At 61.9% G+C, this 25,198-nt stretch carries 21 protein-coding genes; 5 read left to right on the top strand and 16 right to left on the bottom strand.

Translation table 11 applies throughout. The features are described from left to right. Nucleotides 1-56: 56 nt before the first annotated feature. Both aqpZ and HDF09_RS21070 read right to left on the bottom strand, forming a co-directional pair. The gene (aqpZ, locus tag HDF09_RS02725; protein ID WP_183761064.1) at nt 57-791 is read right to left on the bottom strand and encodes an aquaporin Z; all 735 of its coding nucleotides are present in this window, start codon (nt 789-791) and stop codon (nt 57-59) included. A gap of 213 nt (nt 792-1,004) precedes the next feature. Next, nucleotides 1,005-1,238, bottom strand: coding sequence for a M48 family metalloprotease (locus HDF09_RS21070; RefSeq protein WP_306458008.1), 234 nt, complete (start codon nt 1,236-1,238; stop codon nt 1,005-1,007). 12 nt (nt 1,239-1,250) lie between these two features. On the opposite strand from HDF09_RS21070, the gene HDF09_RS21065 reads away from it, so the two are divergent. Continuing rightward, nucleotides 1,251-1,790: a hypothetical protein gene (locus HDF09_RS21065; RefSeq protein ID WP_311718474.1), complete on the top strand. Its 540-nt coding sequence runs from the start codon at nt 1,251-1,253 to the stop codon at nt 1,788-1,790. 350 nt (nt 1,791-2,140) lie between these two features. Here HDF09_RS21065 and HDF09_RS02715 read toward each other — a convergent pair whose 3' ends face one another. From HDF09_RS02715 to HDF09_RS02705, 3 genes are read right to left on the bottom strand one after another with little or no spacing between them, the layout of a single operon-like run. Next, entirely contained in the window at nt 2,141-2,677 is a 537-nt protein-coding gene (locus HDF09_RS02715; protein ID WP_183761061.1) for a hypothetical protein, read from the bottom strand. A gap of 34 nt (nt 2,678-2,711) precedes the next feature. Continuing rightward, nucleotides 2,712-3,179, bottom strand: a complete 468-nt coding sequence (locus tag HDF09_RS02710) for a hypothetical protein (RefSeq protein ID WP_183761058.1) — start codon at nt 3,177-3,179, stop codon at nt 2,712-2,714. A gap of 25 nt (nt 3,180-3,204) precedes the next feature. Next, nucleotides 3,205-4,542 (bottom strand): tetratricopeptide repeat protein, encoded by a 1,338-nt coding sequence (locus tag HDF09_RS02705; protein ID WP_260180886.1) that lies wholly within the window; start codon nt 4,540-4,542, stop codon nt 3,205-3,207. A 557-nt stretch (nt 4,543-5,099) separates the two neighbouring features. Between HDF09_RS02705 and HDF09_RS02700 the strand changes: the two genes are divergently transcribed. After that, complete coding sequence (locus HDF09_RS02700) at nt 5,100-5,528, top strand: LIC_13387 family protein (protein ID WP_183761052.1); 429 nt, start codon at nt 5,100-5,102, stop codon at nt 5,526-5,528. Nucleotides 5,529-5,554: 26 nt separating this feature from the next. Continuing rightward, nucleotides 5,555-6,085 (top strand): dihydrofolate reductase family protein, encoded by a 531-nt coding sequence (locus HDF09_RS02695; protein ID WP_183761049.1) that lies wholly within the window; start codon nt 5,555-5,557, stop codon nt 6,083-6,085. A 135-nt stretch (nt 6,086-6,220) separates the two neighbouring features. Here the strand turns inward: HDF09_RS02695 and HDF09_RS02690 are convergent, their stop codons facing one another. From HDF09_RS02690 to ileS, 5 genes are all read right to left on the bottom strand, one after another. Beyond that, nucleotides 6,221-8,272 (bottom strand): hypothetical protein, encoded by a 2,052-nt coding sequence (locus tag HDF09_RS02690; protein WP_183761046.1) that lies wholly within the window; start codon nt 8,270-8,272, stop codon nt 6,221-6,223. Between the two features lie 180 nt (nt 8,273-8,452). Next, nucleotides 8,453-8,977, bottom strand: a complete 525-nt coding sequence (locus HDF09_RS02685) for a DUF4760 domain-containing protein (RefSeq protein ID WP_183761043.1) — start codon at nt 8,975-8,977, stop codon at nt 8,453-8,455. Nucleotides 8,978-9,063: 86 nt separating this feature from the next. Continuing rightward, entirely contained in the window at nt 9,064-12,057 is a 2,994-nt protein-coding gene (gene uvrA / locus HDF09_RS02680; protein ID WP_183761040.1) for an excinuclease ABC subunit UvrA, read from the bottom strand. Nucleotides 12,058-12,090: 33 nt separating this feature from the next. Then, on the bottom strand, nt 12,091-12,636 hold the full coding sequence (gene lspA, locus HDF09_RS02675; RefSeq protein ID WP_183761037.1) for a signal peptidase II: 546 nt from the start codon (nt 12,634-12,636) through the stop codon (nt 12,091-12,093). Then, nucleotides 12,636-15,527 carry an isoleucine--tRNA ligase gene (gene ileS, locus HDF09_RS02670; protein WP_260180966.1) on the bottom strand — a complete coding sequence of 964 codons (2,892 nt, stop codon included), beginning with the start codon at nt 15,525-15,527 and terminating at the stop codon, nt 12,636-12,638. The genes lspA and ileS overlap by 1 nt, the downstream gene beginning before the upstream one ends. Nucleotides 15,528-15,974: 447 nt before the next feature. Between ileS and HDF09_RS02665 the strand changes: the two genes are divergently transcribed. Beyond that, nucleotides 15,975-17,054, top strand: a complete 1,080-nt coding sequence (locus HDF09_RS02665; RefSeq protein ID WP_183761031.1) for an energy transducer TonB — start codon at nt 15,975-15,977, stop codon at nt 17,052-17,054. Between the two features lie 92 nt (nt 17,055-17,146). On the opposite strand, the gene HDF09_RS02660 is transcribed toward HDF09_RS02665, so the two are convergent. The 5 genes from HDF09_RS02660 to HDF09_RS02640 form a co-directional block, all read right to left on the bottom strand. Continuing rightward, entirely contained in the window at nt 17,147-18,853 is a 1,707-nt protein-coding gene (locus tag HDF09_RS02660; RefSeq protein WP_183761028.1) for a methyl-accepting chemotaxis protein, read from the bottom strand. Nucleotides 18,854-18,983: 130 nt separating this feature from the next. Beyond that, the gene (locus HDF09_RS02655; protein ID WP_183761025.1) at nt 18,984-19,316 is read right to left on the bottom strand and encodes an energy transducer TonB; all 333 of its coding nucleotides are present in this window, start codon (nt 19,314-19,316) and stop codon (nt 18,984-18,986) included. Nucleotides 19,317-19,477: 161 nt separating this feature from the next. Next, entirely contained in the window at nt 19,478-20,092 is a 615-nt protein-coding gene (locus HDF09_RS02650) for a class IV adenylate cyclase (protein ID WP_183761022.1), read from the bottom strand. A gap of 41 nt (nt 20,093-20,133) precedes the next feature. Then, the gene (locus HDF09_RS02645; RefSeq protein WP_260180884.1) at nt 20,134-21,207 is read right to left on the bottom strand and encodes an L-threonylcarbamoyladenylate synthase; all 1,074 of its coding nucleotides are present in this window, start codon (nt 21,205-21,207) and stop codon (nt 20,134-20,136) included. Continuing rightward, the gene (locus HDF09_RS02640) at nt 21,204-22,376 is read right to left on the bottom strand and encodes a DNA polymerase III subunit (protein WP_183761019.1); all 1,173 of its coding nucleotides are present in this window, start codon (nt 22,374-22,376) and stop codon (nt 21,204-21,206) included. The genes HDF09_RS02645 and HDF09_RS02640 overlap by 4 nt, the downstream gene beginning before the upstream one ends. A gap of 582 nt (nt 22,377-22,958) precedes the next feature. On the opposite strand from HDF09_RS02640, the gene HDF09_RS02635 reads away from it, so the two are divergent. Continuing rightward, nucleotides 22,959-24,275, top strand: a complete 1,317-nt coding sequence (locus HDF09_RS02635) for a carbohydrate porin (protein WP_311718465.1) — start codon at nt 22,959-22,961, stop codon at nt 24,273-24,275. A 99-nt stretch (nt 24,276-24,374) separates the two neighbouring features. Here the strand turns inward: HDF09_RS02635 and HDF09_RS02630 are convergent, their stop codons facing one another. Beyond that, nucleotides 24,375-25,139 carry a CAP domain-containing protein gene (locus HDF09_RS02630; RefSeq protein ID WP_183761016.1) on the bottom strand — a complete coding sequence of 255 codons (765 nt, stop codon included), beginning with the start codon at nt 25,137-25,139 and terminating at the stop codon, nt 24,375-24,377. Nucleotides 25,140-25,198 lie beyond the last annotated feature (59 nt).

Below are 25,198 nucleotides of genomic sequence, written 5' to 3'. Positions count from 1 at the left end.
ACGCGAGGCTTTAAAAAGGCGTGTGAACGCCCGCCCGCGTCATGCGCAGTGGGCATCTAGGGTTTGTCGCGGGCCATCTCTTCGCGGAGGGGTGGCTGCGGGGCAGCGAAGAAGGCCGTGGAGACAAGGCCGCCGAGGATTGCTCCCAGGATTGGCGCTACCCAGAAGAGCCATAGCTGGCTGAGTGCCCAGCCTCCTACGAAGATGGCTGGCCCGGTGCTGCGGGCGGGGTTGACCGAGGTGTTGGTGACGGGGATGCTGATGAGGTGGATCAGCGTGAGGCAGAGGCCGATGGCGATGGGGGCGAAGCCTTTGGGGGCGCGCTCGTCGGTGGCACCGAGGATGACGAGCAAGAAGAAGGCGGTGAGGACGACCTCGGCTACGAAGCAGGCGAGGAGAGAGTAGCCGCCGGGGGAGTGGTCGGCGTAGCCGTTGGAGGCGAAGCCGGCGGCGAGGGAGAAGCCGGGCTTGCCGCTGGCGATGAGGTAGAGGACGCCGGAGCCGGCGATGGCTCCGAGGACCTGCGCGACGATGTACGGCAGAAGCTCGGAGGGGGAGAAGCGTTTGCCGACGACCAGGCCGATGGAGACTGCGGGGTTCAGGTGGCAGCCGGAGACGTGGCCGATGGCGAAGGCCATGGTGAGGACGGTGAGACCGAAGGCCAGAGCTACTCCGACGAAGCCGATTCCCAGATTGGGGAAGGCCGCAGCGAGGACGGCGCTGCCGCAGCCGCCGAAGACAAGCCAGAAGGTGCCGAAGAACTCCGCTGCTGCTCGTTTGGAGAGATCCATTGGGGTCTACCTGCTCTTTCTTGTGATTTGGATTTTGCTTGCGGAAGGTAACTCTGCTATTAGCCGTTGCGACTGGCGGGTGACTTCGAGATTGTTAATTCCTACGCGTGCTTCCGATGCAATGACGACGGTGACTTCGCTTTGCGGAATCGTAGCACGGGATCTTATGCCAGCGCGTGAAATTTTGGGCTGCGCGGATTGCAGGGGAAGGGTTTAGAGGCGCTTGAGGTAGGCTTTGGCGGCTTCTAGCTCGGGGAAGAGGCGCTCTTCGGCCTGGAACTCGCGGGAGTGGACGCAGCGGCGGCCGGCTTTGACGCGGACGGGATGCTTGAGGTGGAGCATCTCGTGGTAGAGGAGGTACTCGATGGCACAGCGGGGGGTGTCGGGACGGTCGAAGACGCGGCTGACGACGATGGTGTTGTGGGCGGCGTCGTAGTGGCCGAGCATGCGGCGGGCGTGATGGGCCGACCAGGTGAGGGTGGGGCGGCCGAGGAGTCCGTGGAAGAAGCGGGTGTTGAGGGATTCGAAGACTTCGTTGAGGTCGTAGTGATGGCCGGAGGGGGTGGAGAGGCGCTTGCGGCCGCGAGTTTGGCGGATGTGCTCGGCCTGGCGGGAGATGGCCTCGGAGGAGACGTGGCGGCGGTAGCGGTCGGCGTGGGCGGGGGCGATGGGCTTCTTGTAGAGCTTGGCGAGGAGGATGTGGGCGATGGCGTGGTGGATGGAGTCGGGTGCGGACTCGAGGAGGTCGGAGAGGCGGACGTGGAGACGGCCTTCGCGCAGGCGGATGGTGGTGTTGAGGGAGGTGAAGCGGCGGAAGCGGATGTCGAGTGGAGGGATGGGGGCGCGGGGGCGGAGCTCGCGGTACTGCTCCTCGAAGACGGCTACGAGGGAGGTGGCGGCGGACTTGGATTTTGCGGCGCGGGGCTTGCGTGGTGTGTGAGGACGGATCGGCGCTGCGGGTGGTGGGATGTGGTCGAAGAGAGTGGGCGAGGGCGATGAAAAGAGCTGCAGGAATTGGCGCAGGGGGGAGGGGCCGGGATGCTTCGGGGTGGTCAGGGCTTCGTCCTTGTCTTGGTGCTACAGGACGATTTTATAAGAGGGGAGGCTGTGGAGGAGTGCGTTGGTAGGTTCGCTTAGACTAATGTCCTGCCGGACGGGCCCACTGCGCGTGGGGCGGTCACTTCGTGACTTGTATACCGCTTCGCGTGGTCCTCCCGTTGGTCGGAAGAGAAGTTGGTTCCGACCAACGGGAGGACCTGCGCCGATGATCTGCCAAGACAGGGTATACGCGTCACGAAGTGACCGCTGCCCGCGCAGTGGGCCCGTCCGGCAGGACAGTTTCTTCGAGGCTATCGGGGAAGGTCGATGGGGGCGTTCTTGTTTTCTTTGGGGGGTGGGTGGGCAAGGAACCAGGCCTTCTGCTCTTCGATGAGTTGGGTGGCTTGATCGTGGAGGTCGTGGACGGCTTCGAGGGCGAGCCTGCGAGAGACGTTGTAGGTTTCGTTGTCGGGCGGGGCTTTGATGTTGGAGGCCCAGCGCTCGGTGGCTTCGACTAGCTTGGGGAGAGCTTTGCGGATGTCGCGGTGGCGGGGGGCGTAGTCGTCGAGGTTGTCGTTGAGCTCGTCGGCGATGGCGGTGAACTGCTCGAGGAGATCGTGGGTGTCCTGCTCGCGGCCGGGTTTACGCGGACTGGCGAAGAGATCCTGGATGGATTTGTTGCGGGCGTCGAGGAGCTTGATGAAGAGGAGAACACGATCGTTGGGATAGTAGGCGACCTCTCGGAGCTGCTCGACTTCGCCGTCGGAGAGGGAGGCGTCGGTGCGCTGGGCGGGAAGGTGTGGAGCAAGCGAGAGCAGAAGAAGGACGAGCGAGAGTCTGCGGAGCATCGGTTCCTGATGGTTGATTGCTGGTGTCTGGTTCTTAGTGTTTGAAGACCTGAGCGAGTAGTTCGTCGTGGACCTGGTCGAGCTGCTTGAGGGTTGCCTGCAGGGTGTCGCGATCTTCATTGGAGGCTTTATGGAGATACTCGCCGAGGCGATAGGAGGTGTGATGCATCAGCTCTTCTGCGTTCTTGAGGCGCTTGGAGTTGCTGGCGATATCCATGTGGATGAGCATCGCGTAGGCGTTGACCTTCTTGAGGGTAGCGGTGGCCTGATCGACGTCGCCGTTGAGCATCTGTTTGCCGGCCATCTCGGTCATGACGTGGACGAGCTCAGTGTAGAGGAAACACTGATCGCGGGGATTGGCCTGTTGGGCACGAAGTTCGAGCTGCGCCAGGGCCTGGGCAGTGGGAAGGCTGTCGTCAAAGGAGGCGGCTCGAGCGGTTGCGGGGGAGGACAGAAGCAGCGGCAGGGAGAGAAGAAGAGCGAACCGACGGATCGATTTCATAACGCACCTCGAAGGGAGCGCTTGCCTACTTCAGGTGATCGAGGGTGAGGAGACGGTGGCGGGCCTCCCACTCCTCGTCCGGAAACTGGCCGTTTGCCACGGAGAGGAACTGTTTGTACAGGTCGGTCGCCTGTTTGGTGTGGTGCAGTTTGTCGTGCGCAGTTGCCGCGAGGAACAGAGATGACGGCGACTGTGGCAGCACTTTATCACGAATAGATAATGCTTGCAAGGTTGTTGTGGGGTCGTTGTTTGCGGACGCTGCGAAGGCGAGATGGCTGGCGGCCTGGGCGAGGTCGTCTTTGCTGGGGAAGGCGTTCGGCTGGGCGAGGGCGCGCTTGAGGAGGGCCTCGGCTTCGGCGAAGTTTTTGAGGTGGATCTGGACGTCGGCGCTGTCGTCGAGGAGGGTCGGGTCCTGCGTGGATCTGGTGAGGAGGCCGTTGTAGAGGGGGGCGGCCTGGTCGTACTGCTGGTTTCGGCTGTAGAGACGGGCGAGGAGACGGGTGATGGCGGCGTCTTCTGGGTGGGCGGCGTGGAGTTTGGCGGCGAGGGGGATGGCCTGGGTGGTCTTGCCCTGCTGCTCGTAGAGGCTGGCGAGCTGGGCGTTGAGGGTAGGGTTGTCGGGGTCTTTGGCGAGGGCGGCGGTGAGGAGGGATTCGGCCTGGTCGGGCCGCTGTTGGCGCAGGAGGAGATGGGTGAGGGCGGCGGTGGCGTCGTGATTCTGGGGGTCGACTGCCAGGAGACGGCGGTAGGCGAGCTCGGCGGCTGTGTAGTCGCCGGAGGCTTCGGCGAGTTCGCCGGAGAGGAGGATGTCATCGGGGGTCTCGGGGGTGATCTTGATGGCGGAGAGGAGTTCGTCGCTGGCGGCGGCGGGGTTGGCGGTCTGGTCGATGCGGGCGAGGGCTCGGAAGGCGCGGGCTTTCAGGGCTGGGTTGTCGGTGGTGAGGGTGGTGGCTTTGAGGAGTTCGGCGTGGGCGTCGGTGAGGCGGCCGCCGCGGGCGAGGAGGAGGCCGAGGGCGAGATGGGGGTCGAAGTAGGTGGGGTCGGCGGCGATGGCGCGGCGGTAGGTGGCTTCGGCGGCGGTGGTCTGGTCGAGTGCGTCCTGGGTGAAGGCGAGGTCGTAGAGGAGGTGGGCGTCGGTGGGGGATTTTTCAGTGAGGTTGGTGAGGAGCTTGAGGGCGGTGGGATAGTCCTGCTTGTCGAGGGCTTCGTTGGCCTGGGCGCGGGCGGGGTCGATCGGTGCGGTTTTGGGAGCGGCGGTGGTGTCGATGGCGCCTGCCGGGAGCTGTGCGTTGATGGACCCGGAGGCGAGCACGAGGGCGCAAAATAAATATGTCGGAACAGCGGAGATAGTTCGATAGAGCAAACTTCTGTGCTCTCGTTTACTGTTTCCTGCGTCGTGCATTGCCGGTACTCCCCCTCCTACCCTAAAGTGTGCAAAGTATTCGATTGCGATACTTTAGGTCTGGACTTCCTATGGTTTCTTAAGTGCGGAAGCCCGGCCTGGATGGCCGGGCTTCGACAGCTTTTCTCTGATTCAAGAGTAACAGATGAGTCAAGAGGGTTGCTGCTGGATACTGCCACGAAACTTTACGGGCAGACGCATCTCATCGCTGGTGTAACCTCCGAGTTGCCGACAATCCTCCCGATGGCATACCGATTCCCGGGTTGTGAGTGCTACGAGAATTTATCGCCAACTATCCGTCAAAACGGTGAACGGAGAGTTCCTGGCGTGTGCTGCGCTTTGTATTTCGTCAAAAGAACGATGCGGCATACAATCGCGAGCAAATAGAGAAATCGTTGCAAAGCTGAAAGGGATCAGCGATGCGGCGCTAACACAGGGTTCAAGCCGACCAGCCACCTCTTCGGGCGCTGCTCGGCGGCTTAACCCAGGCGTTAGGTCGACAAAATAGGGAGAGCATCTTGGCCGCAAAGATTCTCATGGTTCTTAGTGCTGGCATTAGCTTTACGCTCGGAGTCGTCCACCTCGTTTATACGTTCTGGGGGCCATTGCTCACGCCTCGTGACCCAGCACTGCAAATCAGCATGAGCCAGATTGCACCTGTCCTTACGAAGGAAACAACAATGTGGCGGTGTTGGGTGGGCTTCAATGTCAGCCACAGCATGGGGCTTATTTTGTTCGGCTTGGTCTTTGGTTTTCTTGCATTGGCTCATGGCCAACTTCTCTTTCATTCTCCGTTCCTGCTCGTTGTCGGGTTAGCAATGCTTGGTGGTTTTGTTGTGCTCTGCAAGGTTTATTTTTTCAGCGCGCCTCTCAGAGGCATCATCATTTCTTTGGCCTGCTATGTCGCCAGCATTGCGCTATCGCGGGCCTCAATCATGCGCTCCTGACGTAAACAGCGGTGGAGGTTTTGTACATGGCAAGGCTCGTGTATGGATTGAACCAGTCCTTGGATGGCTACGTCGACCATCAGGCATTTAGGCCAAGCCCGGCGGTCTTTCGTGTCTTCATAGAGCATACGCGCGACCTGACGGGCATGGTATACGGTCGCCGCATGTTCGAGATAATGCGTTATTGGGACGAAGACCGTCCGGACTGGGACGCGGAGGAACACGAGTTCGCGGCGGTGTGGCGGAGCTGTCCGAAGTGGGTTGTGTCGCGCACGTTAAAATCGGTCGGACCCAACGCCACACTTGTCGAGGATGACGTCGAGGCGGTGATACGTGGGCTGAAGGCACAGCCAGTTGGGGAGATTGCAGTTGCCGGACCAGACCTGGCAGGAAGCTTAACTGACCTTGGTCTTATTGATGAGTATCGACTCTACCTCCACCCCGTCGTGCTTGGTCGCGGCAAGCCATACTTCTCCGGTCCCCGGCCGCCGCTCCGTCTTGTTGCCAGCGATCGAATTGGCGAGGACGTGATTAGGTTGACGTACGTTCCCGCCTAATCGCGCAACTCGCCCGACGGATTGCGCCGGAGCGTCAGGTCCGCTTTGGGTGATCAAAGTAGAAAGTCCCGGCGACGCAGCGGCGCAGCTCTCTCTGCTCCGTTCCAGGCACTCCCGCGGACGTGTGGTTTGGTTTCAATTGATCGGCGTTGCGTTGCGCTGGTCGAGGGAGAGTGAGTTTGGGCCGGGCTTTAGTTGGATGGGGTGGTCCCAGACGAGAGCCTGATTGTTGTAGCGGGCTGAGATCATCAGGTAGTAGGTTCCGGGAGCGACGCCGGGGAAGGTTCCGCTGCCGTTGGCGTCGGCCCGGATGGCGGAGGCGGCATTTGCTTTGACGGCATCCAGAATCTTTTGGCAGTCCGGGGTGTGATTTCCGCAGGCGATGCCGAGGACTTTATAAGGGGACGACCCCTGGGGAACGGAGATGCCTTGCTTTGCCAGTATGTCGGCGACGCTGTTGCGGAGAAGGGTGTAGGGATGTCCGGCGAGAGGGTTGGGTGCGCCGGGTTGTGGGGGGAGCCCGGAGACGATGGACAGAGTGGCGTTGCCGAGGGGCGTGGCAGAGGTGGAGAGGGTGCCACCATTGTTGGCTGGGGTTGCTGTCGGATTTCCAGCGGTTGCTGCCGGATTTCCAGCGGATGCGAGCATGGTGGTGGCGCCGCCGGAGGAGGGGATGGTCTTGCTGGGGGTGAGGGTGGCGAGATTGCAGGTCTGTTCGAGCGGGGCGAAGGTGAAGTTGTCGTTGTTGTCCTGGCCGGTGACGACGCGTCCGTGGACCTGGTAGGGGGCGGATGAGCCGGGGTCGAGTGAGCCGTCGGGCTTGATGATGAGGGCGAGGGGGTGATCGGGAGCGGCGATTTTGATGGCGACGCCGGATGCGCCGGGCTCGACGGTGTAGGGATAGGCTCGAGCGGCATCGGGACCGCAGCCGAGGATGACGGACTCGGGGAAGAACTCGACACTGAAGCCGGTGGATGCGGCGAAGATGCCGTGCATGCGGATGCCGGGAGGGGTGGGTGGCCCTTTGTCTCCGCCGAATGCTGTCTTCAGGAGATCGGTTTGCATGGTCTGGATGCCCGTGCCGGCGCCTTTGGAGGAGAGGTTGATGGCGGGGCAGGTGGCGCGCTTGGGGACGAAGTTTGTGTAGCCAGGAGTAGATGCGCCAGCGACGTAGGTGCTGTTGGTGTGAGTGGTGGCGGCGTCGTATTGGTTGTTGCCCTGGTAGGTGAGCTGCGATTGGCCGTAGTTGCCGGTCTGGCTCTTATCGACCATTTCGTGGGTGGTGGTTTGGGACGTTTCGGTGTGGCCGGGAGAGGAGCTACCTGGCGTGTAGCCGCCGGCGACGACGCCGTCGATGGTGACGGGGCCGGGCGGCCCGGTGATGGTTTCAGTACCGTGGAGGGTGAGGACCAGAGGCTTGGGCCTGGTGTTGATGATCAGGACAGCGCGGCCCTCTTTGAAGTCGAGGGAGTAGGCCTCTTGATTGGGCGAGAGGAAAGAGCAGTTGACGAGGACGCCGCCGTCGATGAAGTCGAGACGCCAGTGGCCGGCGCCTTCGAAGACTCCTGCCATATTCGGGCCGGAGGAGGATCCCTCTTTGGGGGCCATGCCGGGAGCAAGCGCAGAGGTCACCTGGGTGAACATCTGGGAGAAGGCGCCCAAGAGTTGGTTTCCGGTGCAGCTGGAGGGTAGCCTGCCGGAGCTGACGCAGCGGCGCATCTCACGCTCTTCCGCGTTCTTGGGGGGAGTGGGTTGGCCGTAGCCCGCGCCGGACTGGGCTTGTTGCTGGGCGGCGTTGAGCTGGTCGTTGGATTTCTGGACGTTCGCGTTGTAGATGTCCTGCTGCTTCTGCTGGAAGGCCTTTGCGGCGGCGACCTGCTTGGCGGAGGGTTGGGTGCAGGTGGGGAAGAGTTTTTTCAGGGCGCCACGGGTGGCGTTGGTGTATTGCATGAGGCCGTTGGGCTGGATGTGGTCGGGGTGGCCGACCATGCAGGTGGAGGTGTCGGAGGTGTCGCGTATGTTGCAGCTCTCGATGAAGATGCGCTCGCCGCTGCAGACGTAAGTGACGCCGGGGAGGAGCGGGTCGTTGGCCTGAGCGGCGGCGACAGAGAGAGCGCAGAAGCCAAATAAGGTTGCTGTGGCTAATCGAAGGCTAGGACGATGTCGGTTGGGACAGGATGAACCCATAGTACCTCCTGGGTTTTCTGAGGTGCTGGCCCGCAATGCCTGGGGAGGAGAAGGATTTGATACTAGACCGATTGAACGCGAAAAGGCAAACGGTGCTTTCGTGAACGGCGGGGTCTGGGGATGGTTCGGGGATGGTTCGGGGATAGGATGCTGCGGGCTACGCGGTGGTCTGGAGTGAAGCTATCTTTTTCTCCGTGGCTTTGACGTTGGCTTTGAGGTTGGCTTTGACGTTGTTTGGGGCTTTGAGGCAGAGCGACTTCGTGCCTCGGCGATGGCGGCCAGATTCTTTTGCATGGCTTCGAGACGCCTGCGGCCCGCATGTGATCCTTCTATAAGCTGTTCGATGCTGATCAGGAACTCGGGCATGTCCATCTCTTCGCGAAACTGAGCCAGATGGGGCTGAATTTTGGCGTATTGGAAGTACATCTCGGGACAGGTGTTGTAGAGCAACTCTGCGTCGAGGGCACCGCTTCTTACAAAGGCGGCGACCATCTCCCAGTATCCGTAGACTTGAAGAACGAAACTACTGTGCCTGTCCCCTGCACTGACAATCTGGATAAGTTCGCTGGCGGATGCGGGTAGAAAATCGCCGCCTACGTAGGAGCGCGCTTCGCGCATGACCGCCTCCCGCCGGAGTTCATACAGTTTCAGAATCAGTTCAGCCTGCTGAATTGCGTTGGCGGTAGCTGCTCTCTTTTTTCTCATCGCCTCTACAATAACAGCCGTCTGATTGCTACGAACAGGGGATGAAAGAGGTTGATGACGACCAGAGCCGATGCTTTCTGTTCGGGCTAAGCGGTGACCTGGAGTTCTGGTTCGGCCTTCGGGGCGGCGAGGTTGAGAACGGGGGCGAGCCAGTGGCCGGTGTGGGATGCGGGGTTGGCGGCGATCTCTTCGGGGGTGCCGGTGGCTACGATCTGGCCTCCGCCGCTGCCGCCTTCGGGGCCCATGTCGATGACCCAGTCGGCGGACTTGATGACGTCGAGATTGTGCTCGATGACGAGGAGGGAGCCGCCGCCTTCGATGAGCTTACGGAAGGCTGCGAGGAGCTTGGCTACGTCGTCGAAGTGGAGACCGGTGGTGGGCTCGTCGAGGATGTAGAGGGTTCGGCTGCGGGCCTTGGCGGCGGTGTCGTTGGCGCTGCGGTTGGTGATGGAGCGAGCGGTGGCGAGGTGCGATGCGAGTTTGACGCGCTGGGCTTCGCCGCCGGAGAGGGTGGTGGCGGATTGGCCGAGACGGACGTAGCCGAGGCCGACCTCGTCGAGGACGTAGAGCTTGTCGACGATCTTGGGGTGGCCGGCAAAGTAGACGAGAGCTTCCTTGACGGTCATGTTGAGGACGTCGTGGATGTTCTTGCCCTTGTAGCGGATGTCGAGGATAGAGGATTTGTAGCGTGTTCCGTTACATTCTTCGCAGGGGAGCTCGATATCGGCGAGGAACTGCATCTCGACGGTGACGGTGCCGTCGCCTTCGCAGACGTCGCAGCGGCCGCCGGGGACGTTGAAGGAGAAGTGTCCGGGGCCGAAGCCTTTGCGCTTGGCGTCGGGCTGCGCGGCGAAGAGGGCGCGAATGTCGTCGAAGGCTTTGATATATGTAACTGGATTGGATCGCGGGGTGCGGCCGATGGGGGACTGGTCGACGAGGATGACGTCGTTGAGGTGGTGGGTGCCGGTGAGTTCGCGGTAGAGGTGCGCGGGGTCTGCGCCTTCGGTCTGGCCGAGAGCCTGCATGAGCGCACGGTAGAGGACCTGGTGGACGATTGTGGATTTGCCGGAGCCGCTGACGCCGGTGACGCAGCAAAGAAGGCCGAGGGGGATGTCGATGTCGACGCCGCGGAGGTTGTGAATGCGGGCTCCGGTGAGTTTGAGGTGCTCGCGGCCAGGTTCGCGGCGGTGCTTGGGGATGGGGATGGTGGCGCGGCCGGAGAGGTATTTGCCGGTGATGGAGTTGGGGTTGGCGGTGACCTCGGCGACGGTGCCTTCGGCGAGGAGTTGGCCGCCTAGTTCGCCTGCGCCCGGGCCGAGGTCGAGGAGGTGGTCGGCGGCGCGGATGACGTCGGGGTCGTGCTCGACGACAAGGATGGTGTTGCCGAGGTCGCGGAGGTCTTTCATGATGCTGATGAGCTTGGCGGTGTCCCGGGTGTGGAGGCCGATGCTCGGCTCGTCGAGGACGTAGAGGGCACCGACGAGACGGGAGCCTAGTGAGGTTGCAAGTTGGATGCGCTGGGCTTCGCCGCCGGAGAGGGTGGAGCTGAGGCGGTCGAGGGTGAGGTAGTCGAGGCCTACCTGGTGGAGGAAGTGGACGCGCTGGCGGACCTCTTCGAGGATTTTGCCGGCGACTTCTAATTGTGCTGGTGTGAGTTGCAAATTATCGAAGAACTGCTGGGCGCCGGTGATGGTGAGGGCGGAGGTCTCGCAGATGTTTTGATTGTTGATGAGGACGGCGCGGGCTTCGGCGCGGAGGCGCTGGCCACGGCAGTCGGGGCAGAGGGCGTAGCCGCGGTATTTGGAGAGGAAGACGCGGACGTGGAGCTTGTATTTTTTGTGTTCGAGGGCGGCGAAGAAGCCTCGGATACCGGGGAAGGTGCCGTTGCCGTCTTCGATGAAGGCTTGTTGCGTGGGAGTGAGATCGTACCAGGGGACGTCGGTGGGGATGCCTGCGGCTTTGGCGGCGCGCTTCATCTCGCCGTGGTGGGGGCGGTATTTGGTGGTGGTCCAGGGGGCGATGGCGCCCTCGTCGAGGGTCTTCGACTTGTCGGGGATGATGAGGTTGGGGTCGAAGTCAATGGTGTTGCCGAAGCCCTGGCAGCGGGGGCATGCGCCGTATGGGTTGTTGAAGGAGAAGAGGCGTGGTTCGGGTTCGCGGTAGGCGCGGTGGCAGGTGGTGCACTCGAAGGCTGCGGAGAAGCGGTACTTCTGCGCTTCGATTTCGCCGTCGCGTGGGACGGTATGGAACTGGACTTCGCCGGATTCGCGGTAGCCGGTTTCGATGGCGTCGACGATGCGGGCGCGGCTCTCGGGGCTGATGGAGAGGCGGTCGATGAGGGCGAAGATGGGTTGAGTGAAGTCGAGTTCGAGGAGGGATTCGGGGGTGGAGAACTCTACGATTTTTCCCGATTGGTAGAGGCGGTTGTAGCCGCGGCGTCGGAGTTCGGTGAGGCGTTCTTTGAGGCTGTCGGTGAGGTTGAGCGTTTCGGGCGCTGTTGACTTTGCGGCTTTCGAAGATTTCTTTACGGCGGTCTTCTTTGGCTTTGGAGCTTCGGCTTCGGGCTCTGCGGTGGTTGCGATCTGCATGGGCTCGAGTTTGATCTCGGCGCGGAGGATGGGGAAGAGGACGTAGGTGCGTGTGCCTTCGGGCAGAGCGAAGAGGGTGGTGATGATCTCGTCTACGGTGTCGTGCTTGACGATGCCGCCGCAGTGCAGGCAGGTGACGGTGCCGCAGCGGGCGTAGAGGAGGCGGAGGTAGTCGTAGATCTCGGTTGCGGTGGCTACGGTGGAGCGGGGGTTGCGGGTTTGATTTTTCTGCTTGATGGCGATGGCGGGGGCGAGGCCGTCCATGAAGTCGACGTCGGGCTTTTCGATGCGCTCGAGGAACTGACGGGCGTAGGCGGAGAGGGATTCGACGTAGCGGCGCTGGCCTTCGGCGTAGACGGTATCGAAGGCGAGGGAGGATTTGCCGGAGCCGCTGACGCCCGAGACGACGGTGAGGGCGTTGTGCGGGATGTCGACGTCGATGCCCTTGAGGTTGTGGGTGCGGGCGCCGCGGATTGTGATCTGGTCATTCATAGAGGAAAGGAAGTAGGGCTTAGGGAACAGGGCTTATGAGTCAGATGGTTGGGGGCGAAAGATTTCGATGAGGAGGAGGCAGGCTCCGATGACGATGCAGCTGTCGGCTACGTTGAAGTCGGGCCAGTGGTAGCTGCCGATGTGGACCTCGAGGAAGTCGACGACGTAGCTGTAGCGGACGCGGTCGTAGAGATTTCCGAAGGCTCCTCCGAGGATGAGCGCGAGGGCTATGGAGCTGAGCGAGAGGACGCGCCCTGCTCGCCAGAGCATTCCGAGAAGGACGATGACTGCGAGGACGGAGAAGGCGATGAGGATGTTGCGCACGGTGGTGGGCGAGGCGGATTCGGCGAACATGCTGAAGGCGGCGCCGGTGTTGTGCACGTCGGTGATGCGGAAGATGCCGGGGATGACGGTGTGGGCCTGGCCGTTGGGGAGTTGACGGGCGACGATGTGTTTGGTGATGCGGTCGAGGAGGACGACTGCGGCGGCGATGGCGAGCGTGAGGCCGCGTTGATCGCGATGGACGGGCTCAACGGCCGGAGCTGTGGTTTCGTAGGTCGTCTTGTTGAGTGAGGACATCAGGCTTGCGACTCCGTGGTGTTGCTGGGTGGTGCGTCGTAGGGTGGGAAGTGGATGGCTTCGAGGGCTTCGGCGCAGCGGAGGCAGACGGTTGGGTAGTTTGCTTCGTGGCCTACGTCTTCGGTGAAGCGCCAGCATCGTTCGCACTTCGAGCCTGCAGCGGGTTTGGCCTGAACGTAGAAGGCTCCCTTTTCTACGGTGCCTTCGGTGATGATGGCGTTTGAGATCTCGACCTGAGCTACGCCGAAGAGCTCGGGCAGGATGGATTTGTACTGCTCGAAGACGGGGTTGGGCTGCTCGGCGAGGGTGTTGAGCCAGCCGAGGACGATCTGGGTCTCGGAGGGTTTGTTGCTGATGGTCTTGGCGGTGCGCTCCTCTTCGAGGACCTTGAGGACCTCGTCGCGCAGGGTGAGGAGGTGGTCGAAGTCTTCTTCGAGTTTGCGGGTGGTGACAGGGATGATCTCGGACATGGCGGGGAAGTGGGCGAGGTGGACACTTGATTCGCGGTTTTCTACCTTGGGCAGGAGTGCCCAGACCTCGTCGGCTGTGAAGCTGAGAATTGGGGCGATGAGGCGGGTGAGGGTTTCGGCGATGCGCCAGAGAGCGGTCTGCGCGCTACGGCGGCCGGGATGGTTGGGCGCGAAGGTGTAGAGACGATCTTTGAGGACGTCGAGGTAGAGCGCGCTGAGGTCGGTGTTCACGTACTCGTTGAGGGCGTGGTAGGCGCGGTGGAACTCGAAGCTGTCGTAGGCGGCGCGGATCTTGGCGTCGAGCTCGGCGGTGCGGGCTAGGATGTATTGGTCTAGCGGCTGTAGGTTGGCGAAGGCGATGGCATCGGTCGCGGGATTGAAGTCGTGGATGTTGCCGAGGAGGAAGCGCAGGGTGTTGCGCAGCTTGCGGTAGTTGTCGCTGACGCGCTGCATGAGGTTTTCGCTGGCGGCTACGTCTTCGCGGAAGTCGACGGAGGCCACCCAGAGACGGATGATCTCGCCGCCTAGACGTTTGGCGATGTCGACAGGGTCCACTCCATTTCCCAGGCTCTTCGAAAAGGCACGGCCTTGTTCGTCGAGGGTCCAGCCAGAGGTCGCGACCATCTTGTAGGGAGCGTGGTTGCGGACGGCTACCGAGGTGAGGAGGGAAGAGTGAAACCAGCCGCGGTGCTGGTCGCCGCCTTCGGTGTAGAGATCGGCTGGGGAGTGGAGCTCGGGTTCGAGGTCGAGGACGGCGTGCCAGCTGGAGCCGGATTCGAACCAGACATCGAGGATATCCATCTCTTTGCGAAACTCTTTGTGGCCGCAGCCTGCGCAGGCGGTTCCTGCGGGGAGCAGGGCGGCGGGTTCGTGTTTGTACCAGGCGTCTGCACCCTCTTTTTTGAAGAGGTCGACGATGCTCTTGTTGATGGAGGGTTCGTTGAGGGGCTCGCCGCACTTGTCGCAGAGGAAGACGGCGATGGGAACGCCCCAGATGCGCTGACGGGAGATGCACCAGTCGGGCCGGGTGGCGATCATGTTGGAGATGCGCTCTTCGCCCCAGGCGGGGTCCCAGACAACCTGCTTGATCTCGTCGAGGGCGCGCTGGCGGAAGGTGGTGACGGTGCCTTCGTCGGTGATCATTGGCGTTTCCATGCCGATGAACCACTGCTCGGTGGCGCGAACGATGACGGGGTTGTGGCAGCGCCAGCAGTGCGGGTAAGAGTGCTCGAAGGTGGTGTCGCTGAGGAGTGTGCCTTTTTCTTTGAGGAGTTCGATGATGACGGGATTGGATTTGAAGACGGTGAGGTCTTCGTAGGGTTGGGCAACTCCGCCTCCGCCGTTGGTGCCGGTGTGGCGCTGGCGGCCGGCGTTGTCGACGTACTGGATCTCGGGGAGCTTGTAGCGCTGGCCGGTGTAGAAGTCGTCGACGCCGTGGGCGGGTGAGGTGTGGACGGCTCCGGTGCCTTGCTCGGCGGTGACGTAGTCCGCGGTGACGCCCAGGATGCTGCGATCGAGGAACGGGTGCTGGAAGGTGGCGTGCTCCAGATGATTGCCGGTGAAGACTGCGAGGATGTCGGCCTGGGATGCGGGCTCAGTGGCGTTCTTTGCGCTCATGAGATGGCAATGAGCGATGACCGAGGACATGAGCGCCTGAGCGATGAGGTAGGTGCCGCCTTCGCAGGCGAGGGCGACGTACTCGAGATGCGGGTTGAAGGCTACGGCCTGCGATGCGGGGAGGGTCCACGGGGTGGTGGTCCAGATGATGGTGTAAACATCTTTACCGGCGAGAGCAGCGTTGATAACAGCTGGATCGCTTGTGAGTTTATAGCGGACGTAGACGCTGGGCGAGGTGTGCTGGTCGTATTCGACCTCGGCTTCGGCGAGCGCGGTGCGGTCGTGGATGCACCAGTAGACGGGCTTGAGGCCCTTGTAGACGAACTTTTTTTCGAAGAAGTCGTAGAAGGTCTCGACGATGCTGGCCTCGTAGCCGAAGCTCATGGTGAGGTAGGGATCGTTCCAGCGGCCGAAGACGCCGATGCGCTCGAACTGGGAGCGCTGGAGGTCGACGTACTTCTGCGCGTACTCGCGGCAGGCGCGGCGGACGGCGATGGGGTCCATCTCGAGTTTTTTGCGGCCTAGCTGCTCGTCGACTTTGATCTCGATGGGGAGGCCGTGGCAGTCCCAGCCGGGGACGTAGGGGGCGTCGAAGCCAGCCATGGTCTTGGTTTTGACGACGAAGTCCTTGATGCACTTGTTGAGGGCGTGGCCGAGGTGGATGGCTCCGTTGGCGTAGGGAGGGCCGTCGTGGAGGATGTACTTGGGCTGGCCGGCGCGGGCGGTGCGGATCTGGCCGTATAAGTCACCTTGCTGCCACGCTTGGAGGCGGGCTGGTTCGTTCTGGGGCAGATTGGCCTTCATGGGAAAGGTCGTCTGGGGCAGATTCAGCGTGGACTTCAGCGCTTTAGGCGCTGGATCTGATGCGTTGTCTTTCCCGCCAATGGGCAGATTCAGCGTGGACTTCAGCGCTTTGAGTTCGGGTTTTGCCTGGGTTGCTTCCGACATTCGGTCCTCTTGGTTCGTTGTGACAAAGATCCAGTTTGTGGCAAACCTCTATTGTAGACGGCGCGGAGGGGTGGTACATAGGATGGCAAGGAGACATTCCTGTAGTGGCGTGCGTCCAAGGGTACAAGCGCCGGTTGGTGAATGTTTGTAGAATGTTTAATGACCAGGCGAGGTTGGCCAGAGCCGGGAAGAGAACCGACCTGGCACGTGGTGCGTAAGAAGAGAAGCAGGATTCGAGGCGGTGAGATTTTTTGGAAGTGGTGTGCGGGAGCTGCGGCTTACTGCACCGAGGCGAAGCAGCTTATGGCGAATAGTTTATTGACACCACCCCCGCAGATTGATCCGGAGAAGCAGGGCCCGACATTACGCCCGGCGAACGCGCCGAATTTGAACGAGGAGACCGATGGGTCTATGTGGTCCTCGTTCTTCGCGAACTTGCGGGATGCTTTCAGCAGGTCGGACGAAACTCCGCTGCACCTTGAGTCAAGGCCCGCTGACAACGATTTTATTATTGAGGAAGAGGGAGTCTTTGCTTCCTTGTTGAACAGCGTGCGGGATGTGTTCTTCCCGGTGAAGCTGCCGCCGCTGGTGCTGGAGTCGCAGCCGATTGCGGTTGTCGATCGGATGAAGACGAAGCAGAATCCGATTGCGACGACCTCCGCTGTCGTGATCTATGGATTGATTATTCTGCTGATCGCGTTTTTGTTGGCGAAGAAGGTTCAGTTTGCCGCTCCCGTGAGGATGGTTCAGGTGACGGACCTTTCGGTGCCGCCGCAGGCTCCGCCGAGAGCTCAGGCGATGGGTGGAGGCGGTGGACAGCGTGGGCCGACGCCGGTGACGAAGGGAACACCTCCGAAGGCTGCAGACACGCAGATTGTGCCGCCGAGCAAGCCTCCGCTGGTCGAGCCGAAGATCAAGATCGATCCGACGGTCGAGATGCAGAAAGATATCAAGATGGCGACCAGTATTCCGCAGATTGGCGTGGCGAACTCGCCGCTGGTGGGCATGTCGTTAGGAAATGGCAGCGGAACAGGACTTGGATCTGGAAGTGGATCGGGTATCGGGCCTGGGTCGGGCGGCAATACCGGTGGTGGGCCGAAGCGGATTGGCGGTGGGGTTTCGGCTCCGGTGCTGATCTTTTCGGTGGAACCGGAGTTCTCTGAAGAGGCTCGGAAGGCTAAGGTTGCTGGAAATGTTCTGGTTAACCTATGGGTCGATACGAATGGAAATCCCAGCCACGTCCATGTGATTCGCGGGGTTGGTATGGGTCTGGATGAGAAGGCGATGGAAGCTGTGAGGCAGTACAAGTTCAAGCCGGCGATGGAGAACGGTAGGCCTGTTTTGGTTGAGTTGAACGTTGAGGTTAACTTCCAGATCTTCTAGTGACAGGGAGTAGGGAATAGGGAACAGGTACGAAGCTCAGTGCAGAAAAAGGGCCCTCATTTGAGGGCCCTTTTTCTTTCTTGATGGTTTGGTTATGCGTGTTGGAAGGTGACGTGACGCTCGGGGGAGTTTCCGACGCGAACCAGCCTTGAGTCGGGGGCCGAGCTGAGGCTGAAGCGCTCGACCTGCTGCTCGAGCGTGACGGCGGTGGTGCGGAGCGATTCGATTCCGGCTGCGGTGGTGGCCATCTCGGTAAGATTTTCGTGGCTGAGGGAGTGGATCGAGTGCAGGCTGGCGCTGGACTGGTCGGCTGCGGCGGTCTGCTGGGAGGCGGCGATGGCGATTTGGGCGATCATGCGGTCGACGCGTTCGGCCATGCCGATGATGCGCTCGAGGGCCTCGCCGGCCTGAGTGGTGGTGATGACTCCCTGCTGAACCGTTCCGGTGCCGCTCTCCATGCTGGCGATGGCGGTGAGGGTGCGGTCCTGAATGCCCTGAATCATGCTGGCGATCTCGCCGGTGGCCTGCGCGGTGGATTCGGCGAGGCGGCGGACCTCTCCGGCGACTACGGCGAATCCGCGGCCCTGGTCGCCTGCACGGGCGGCCTCGATGGCGGCGTTGAGGGCGAGCAGGTTGGTCTTGCGGGCGATCTCGTCGATGACGGTGACGATCTGTGAGATGCGGCGCGAGTCGTCGCCGAGGAGGCCGACCGTGGCGGAGGTGTCGCTGACGGCGGTGGCGATGGAGTGCATGCTACCGAGGACCTGCTTGACGATGGTGCCGCCTTCGCGGGCGGTCTCGGCGGCGCTGCGGGCGGTTTCAGCAGCGGACTGCGTGTGGCGGGAGACCTCGGCGATGGAGGCGGACATCTCCTGCATGGCAGTGGCGGCCTGCTGGGTCTGCTGACTCTGCTGGTCCATGCGGCGATGGATCTGATCGCTGGCGGTACCCATAGTGGCGGCGCTGCCGGTGATGGTGGAGACGGTTTGAGCCAGGGTGCCGATGATGCCGGCGAGGTTGGACTGCATCTTCTGGACGGAGTTGGCGAGGGCTCCGGTCTGGTCCGTGGCGTCGAGAGCCAGAGGCTGGCCGCTGAGGTCGCCAGAGGCGATGGCGTCGGCGCGGTGCATGACCATGTTCAGGGCGTAGGTGATCTTGCGAGCCAGATAGATCGATACCGAGATGCCGATGAGGGAGGCGATGATGGTACCGAGCCAGAGGACGATGAGGGTGAAGTGGTTGGCCTCGCGGAGCTGCGCCTGCTCTTCGTTGGCGAGGCGAGTCTGGGACTGCGTGATCTCGGTGATGTTGGAGAAGAGGGTGTTTTCGAGAGGGATGATCTGGTTCTGCAGGGTGTCGTAGGCTGCGGCGGAGCCCTGCGGGGTCTTCGATTCGTTAAGGCTTTCGACCTTCTCTTCGAGGACCTTGAGCGCTGCGAGGTCGTTGTCGAGGGCGATCAGTCGCGGGGCATCGGAGCCCAGATCGAAGTGCGAGGTCTGCTGGTGGAGCTGGGCCAGAGAGGCTTCGGCCTGCTCGAACTGTGTGCGCCGGGCGTTGCGGTAGTTAGCCGAAGCGGTCGCGTCGATGCCGAAGAGCATGTAGGACTCAAGCAGGCGAACGGTGTCTGTGAAGTGGGAGCGGATGTCGCGACTGGACATGATGACGGGGATGCGATTCTCCGTGACCATGTTCGAGAGAGCGTTGGCCTCCCCGATGTACCGGTGGGCGATACATGCGCTGAGAACGGTAGTGGCGACAATGGCGCCAGTCATCAGAAACATCTTCGACTGCAGTTGCATGAGGACCTCGGAGCAGAGTTGAGGGGCGATTGATTTCAGGGTTTAAGAGACACCGCCGGATGATCCCGACGGGGCCTCTGTCGCGATGATGCTTAGGGCTACGATGTCTGGTGCTACGGATTCTTTTGGGCTACTGCTCGAGGTTGAAGTTGACCTCGATCTCAGACTCGGTGGCATCGGAGTTCGGAGCGAAGCGCCAGTGGGTGACCGCGTCCTGGGCGGCGGGAGCGAGGAGAGCGTGGCCGGACTCTACCTTGGTGGCCGATACGGTTCCGTCCGCCTGAATGGTGACGAGGAGGATGACCTTGCCGCCTACGTGCATGCGTTTCGCCAGTTCGGGGTAGGAGGGGTTGGTGCGGGAGACGATTGCGCGATGAACGTTGCCTGCGAAGGCAGTGCCAACGCAGAGGGCGACGCTTCCGGCAAGAAGAAGGGGGCGCGAAGAGCGAAGTGGGATTGCCAAGGAAAACCTCCGGGTACAGAGGTTGTATCGGCGGAGGGGCGGGAGGCTTTAGCGCAATTTCCCTGTTCCGTAGAACGGAGGATTTACCGCAGCGCCGTTTTCCTTGAGAGAAGACGGCCATGAATGCGTTGACTCACCTGCACACCCACAGGGAAATGGCTTTAGCGGAGAGACAGGACGGGGGAGGTTACTTCGGCGAAGGTGAGATTTTCCGCGGGGCTCGAGGTGCGCTGCTTCCAGTCGAGAAAGAGCTTGCCGTAGCTGTCGGTGAGGCAGGTGGCCGGGTCGATGTTGAGTGCGGCGAGGGTTTCGTCGATCCAGGCGGTGGGGCCTTCGAGCTCGGCGTAGGTGCCGATGGGGGTCTCGTCGAGGACGAGGTGAGCGGTGATCTCGTCGGGGCCTGCAGAGTGGGACCACTCGGTGCGGTACTTCTCGTAGACAAAGGCTGGGAGGTAGCCCAGCTGCTTGAAGATCTCGGCCATGGCTTCGGGTTCGGCCACGGTGGTCTCGGTCTCGACGCGGATCTTGTAGCGGGTGGTGTCGACGGGGTCCTGCTGGTCGGGGAGGCGCTTGTGGGTGAGGGTGCAGAGGCTTCCGTACTGGCGGAGGCGGAGGATCTGTTTGAGGGCGCGGAGGTCGCGGTTGGGGGTGTCGTAGAGGGTGTTGTGCTCGAAGGTGCGGGGAGTGACGAGGTGGAAGCTTAGCTGCGAGAGGCGGGCCTGGAGAGCTTCTGGATCGGGGACGGGGAACTTGAGTTCGATCTCAGAGTTCTGCATGAATGGAGTATACGGCGGGCGTGTGGTGCAAAACGAGGCCGCTACTTTGATTTTGCGGCTTTTTTCAGGCGGTCGCGGATGGCGAGGCCGAGGCCTTCGGGTTTGGGCATGGGGCAGAGGATGATGGCTACGCCGCGGGCGTCGAGGTCGCGCAGGCCGGCGAAGAGTGTCTGGGCGAGGGCTGTGGGATCTTCGATGGAATTCCAGGGAAAGACTTCTAACGAGGTGTTGGGGATGGCCCATCCCTGGGGGAGCATTACGCCGATGAGATTATTTGCTGTTGCTTGAGTGGCCACTAGCTGGGACTGCAGGTCGGATTCGCTGTCGACCAGGATGAGCTGGGCGCGGGGGGCGTAGTGGCGGATGCCGACGCCGGGGGATGGGAGGCTTTGGGGTTCGGAGGGTGTCTGCTGCGGGGGTTGATAGAGAGTGACTGGGCCCGCAATGGGTTGGAGCATCGCTGCGGTGATGGCGCCGGGGCGGTAGAGGATCATCGGCGTCTGGTTGGGATCGAGGACGGTGGATTCGACGCCTACTGTGGTTGCGCCGCCGTCGAGGATGGCGTCGATGCGGTGGTTGAGATCCTCGAGTACGTGGGCTGCGGTGGTGGGGCTGATGCGGCCGAAGCGGTTGGCGCTGGGGGCGGCGAGGGGGACGCCTGCGGCTTCTAGGAGCGCGTGGGCGAGGGGATGGGCGGGCATGCGGACGCCTACGAGGGGACGGCCCGCGGTGACGGCGTCTGAGATTTTTTTGGTGCGCGGCAGGAGGAGGGTGAGGGGGCCGGGCCAGAAGGCTTCGAGGAGGCGCTCTGCTTTTGCGGAGACGGTGGCGACTTCGTCGAGCATGGCGCGGTTGCTGACGTGGACGATGAGGGGGTCCCAGTGGGGGCGGTCTTTTGCCTGGAAGATGCGCTCGACTGCAGAGGCGTCGAGTGCGTTGGCACCGAGGCCGTAGACGGTCTCGGTGGGGAAGGCTACGGTGCCTCCGAGGCGCAGGATCTCGGCGGCGCGGGCGATGTCCTGTGGGCTGGAGGTGAGGCGGGCGGTGGTTCGTTCTGGGGTTCGCTGTGGGGTTCGTTGTGGGATTGGCTGGCTCATCGGGATGGGTTGGGTCATCTTGCTGTGAGCTGCCCGGCTGTGAGCTGGCCGGCGAAGGCGTCGAGGGAGAGGCTGCGAAGGAGGTTGCGGCGCAATCCGCTCTGTACCTGGTCGAGAGCGCGGGAGGCGGATTCGATCCAAGCGAAGCTGAGGGTGCTGCTGAGGCGGTCGAGTTCGGGGCGCAGGTCGGTGTTGCGGACGAGCTCGGGAGTGCCTGCGCCGAGGAGGAGGAGATCTTCGAGGAGGAGGGAGAGGCTGCGGAGGAGGGCTGAGGTTTTTTGTTGGCCTTCGGCTCCGGCGCGGTAGGTCTCGGTCGTCTTGAAGAGGGCGGTGTGATCAGGCTCTGCGGAGCCGGAGTTGGCGGCGGCGGCGTTGCGCAGGAAGACGAGTGCGTCGGCGCGGGAGGCGGTATAGGCTTCGAGGTCGAAGCTGAGGGCCTTGCCGGCGGCTCCCTGGGCGAGGCGTGCGATGAGGGTGCGCTGCTTTGGCGGTATGTCGGGGCGGCGGTCGGTGAGGAGCATCTCGATCTCTTCGACGGGCAGTGCACCTAAGCGGACGGTGGCGCAGCGGGAGCGAATGGTGGGGAGGAGTTCGCCGGGGTTCTCGGCGAGGATGATGATGTGGACCGTCGCGGGTGGTTCTTCGAGGACCTTGAGCAGGGAGTTGGCGGCCTCCTTCATCATGTTCGCGGCAGTGAGGATGAAGATCTTGCGCGGGGCTTCGTTGGGGAGGTAGTGGGAGCGCTGGATGACGGTGCGGATCTGGCCGAGCTTGATGAGGAGCTGGGGCGGATCGGGTGGAACGATGAGGACGTCGGGGTGCGGCTGCACGAGGACGCGGGTGTCTTTCCTGTCGGCTTCGGTCTTGAGCTCTTCGCGGATGGCTACGGCTTTTTCGACCTCGTCTTCGAGGTTGGCGACGGACGCGATGCGGGTGCAGTTGTGACAGACGCCGCAGAAGCTGGCGAGGGATTGGCCGTTGGACCAGAGATCGCGCGGCTGGCGTTCGCACTCGACGGCCATGGCGAGCATGAGGGCGAGGGTGTACTTTCCTGCTCCGTTGGGGCCGGCGAGGATGAGGGAGTGGGGGAGGCGGCCGGCGGCGATGGCGGTGCGGAGGTGCTCGATGGCGGTGCTGTTGCCGAGGAAGTCGTTGAAGGTGGCGGGGAGAGCGGTTTGTGCGGTCACGACTTGCGGACTCCTCTTCGGCTTGGGTCTTCGATGCGGCTCTCGGGGTACTCCCCCGGGTGTACTGGTTTAGTGCTAAAGTCTTCCATCGAGGAAGGTTAGGTCTGGACTTCGGGTGTGCTACTTCGCGCCGGGGATGGTCTGCTTCCGGGATTTATCCCTCTGGTTTATCTCTCTGCTTTCCCAGACTTTATCTCTCTCGTTCTATGATACCCGTTTGGCGGGGGGTAATGCGCCAAGTTGGGGATGCGCGGAAAGGTGCGTCTTTAGCGGGTTTTGTGATGGGTCAGAGGATTTGGGGGCTTGACAAGGTGAAACGCGTTTCGGCACCCAGGGAGAGGGGGGCGAAGCGAGGGATCGTGGCAGATGGGGAAAAATACGGGGGTCTCTCCACTGCGGAACGAACGATGAAGCTGTTCGTTGCTTCGGTCGAGATGACGCATCCACGACCGAACCCACACCCACAAACTCTCCTAGGACACGCATGTTGGCGTGTGGAGTTCCAGGAAGATTCGTGACGCTAATGTTGTTGTCGGTGCATCAGTTTTGTTACAGGGTAAAAGTACTTCGCTAAGGAGTTGTGTGGGCGCCAGGAAGTACGTGCGGAAGGTCGTCTTGTTGGTCCTGCTGGGAGCTGCCACTGCTCTCGTTGGGCAAAGTACGAACCAAGTCAGGGCTGGAGCAACCGATGAGACCAGCCAGTATCAGCCACAGGCCGAACCTCCGCTTGAGAGACCGCTGCCGCAGTTCGCGCAGATGCTCGATTCCGCTTCAGCGGCGTTGGGCAAGGTGCCGGCGGATCCGCTCCTGGAGAGCGATCCGCTTGGGTTTGTTACGCGAGCGGCGGATATGGGGGGACGGTGGCTGGAGCTCTCTTCGCGCCTGAGATTTGGAGCGACGTATACGTTTCTGAATCAGTATGCGACGGTGGTTCCCGATACGGCGCGGCGACATGACCAGTTGAGCGGGCGGCTGGACTTTACGGGGAACTGGTCGGTCTATGACCACGAGAGTACGGCTGGTTCGATTGGGCTGCTGGTACGTTCGGGTACGAATATCGGGATGAGTCAACAGTGGAACCTGAGCGATCAGATGGGCTCGGGAATCTTTTTGAACTGCCTGCAGGGGGGTGGGGCGCAGCGGCCGATTACGGTGAACATCCTTTATTGGCGGCAGGATTTTATGCACAAGAGGCTGTCGTTTTATGTGGGCAAGCTGCACCCGAATCAGTACGTCAGCCTTAGTTTTTACAACAACGATGAGAGAACGCAGTTTCTGAATGGGGAGAACGACGGCAATCTGGCGATTGCTTCGGATGGGACGTATGCGGGTGGTGGAGCGGTTGACTTTCAGATGACGCACCATTTTTATCTGCACGCTCTGGCGATCGATACGGTGGGTGCGCAACAGACCAACATTAAAACGCTGGCGGATAAGAAATATCTGGAGGGGGTGGAGTTCGGATGGTTTGATGGTGCGCCTGGGAGTCGATATCTAAACATTCGCGTCGGCGTGTGGCGTGACGATACGAAGAATCTGGGCAGCGGGCACGGGGTAGGCATTGGCTTAGATCATGAGTTTTCGAATGGCTGGGCGCCGTTTGGCCGATATGGTTTTGCGACGGAGACGGGAACGGCGATCCGGCAGACCGATACGCTGGGACTGACGAACGTTCGTCCGTTTGGCCGGCGGGGCGATATGTTCGGCGCGGCGTTCAACTACATTCAGCCGAATCATACGGGGAAGCGGCATGAGAGTATCTTCGAGACGTTCTATCGGATCAGGTTGACCAAGAGCATGGAGGTTGGCCCTGATGTGCAGGTGTCGATTAACCCGATGTACGCGGCGAAGGCTTACACGAGTGTGCTGCTGAATGCTCGGATGCGGATTATTTTTTAAACCTGAAGTGCGCCCTGCGCGGGCGGCGGTCACTTCGTGACTTGTATACCCCTTTGGTTGGCGCTCCCGTTGGTCGCGATTGGATATTTTCCGCCTACCTTAGTAGAGGAGCACCGCAACGTTGTAGGTGGTGAATTGAGGGTTGGGTTGTTTGCTGGGGCAGACGGCTACTTCGGCGGTGGTGTACTGGCCGGTGGAGATGGCGTGGAGGAGAGCGTCGGGAAGGATGGTGGGGTCGGGGCCGTCCCACTGGACGACTAGTCTTGGCGAGCCTGCTGTGCCGCGTGGCATGGTGCAGGTCTGGTGCGCGTCGGCGTTAGAGGGAGCGGGGGCGATGCCGTGGGATTGGAGGTTCTGGGTTACGCGACTTTCGAGGCCGTCGAAGGACTGGACGGGAGCGCTGTGGGAGAAGTCCTCGACGGCGATGAGGAGGCCGCCCGGGCCTGGGATGACGGCGATGCCTAGGGCGTCGAGATTGGGATCGAGGATGTTGGCGCGATGGGTCGGGGAGCTCATCCAGGTTTGATGGAGGGTGATGGGGTCAGGAGCGCGGCCGAGGTTTTCGGCGATGGTGGTGAAGTGGGCTCCGGCCTGGGCGCCGCGGGTGGTCATGTCGGGCTCGCCTGGGTATTGGTGCTCTAACTCGCCTGGTTCGCGCAGGACTCGCTGGGCGTGGACTCTGGCGGCGCGGGCGAGGTCGCTGTCCCAGTGGATGGGCGGGAGGTTGTGGGCGGCTCGGGTTTGATTGGTGAGCTGGAGGATGGTTTGCTCGGCCCGGGAGGGAGCGGTTTGGGCGACGGCGAGTGGGGCTGCGAGGGTTAGTGCGAGGAGGGCGAGGCTTCGTGCTTGGCTTGCTTTTTGCATTTGTCTGTTGGAACCCTTGGTGATGGGGAAGGTTGCCGAGTGGCGGCTTTTTTGCTCTT

The organism is Edaphobacter lichenicola, from assembly GCF_014201315.1.
Classification (GTDB): Bacteria; Acidobacteriota; Terriglobia; order Terriglobales; family Acidobacteriaceae; genus Edaphobacter; species Edaphobacter lichenicola_B.
The sequence above is the reverse complement of the archived record's forward strand: the minus strand, read 5'-3'. Positions and strand labels throughout refer to the sequence as shown.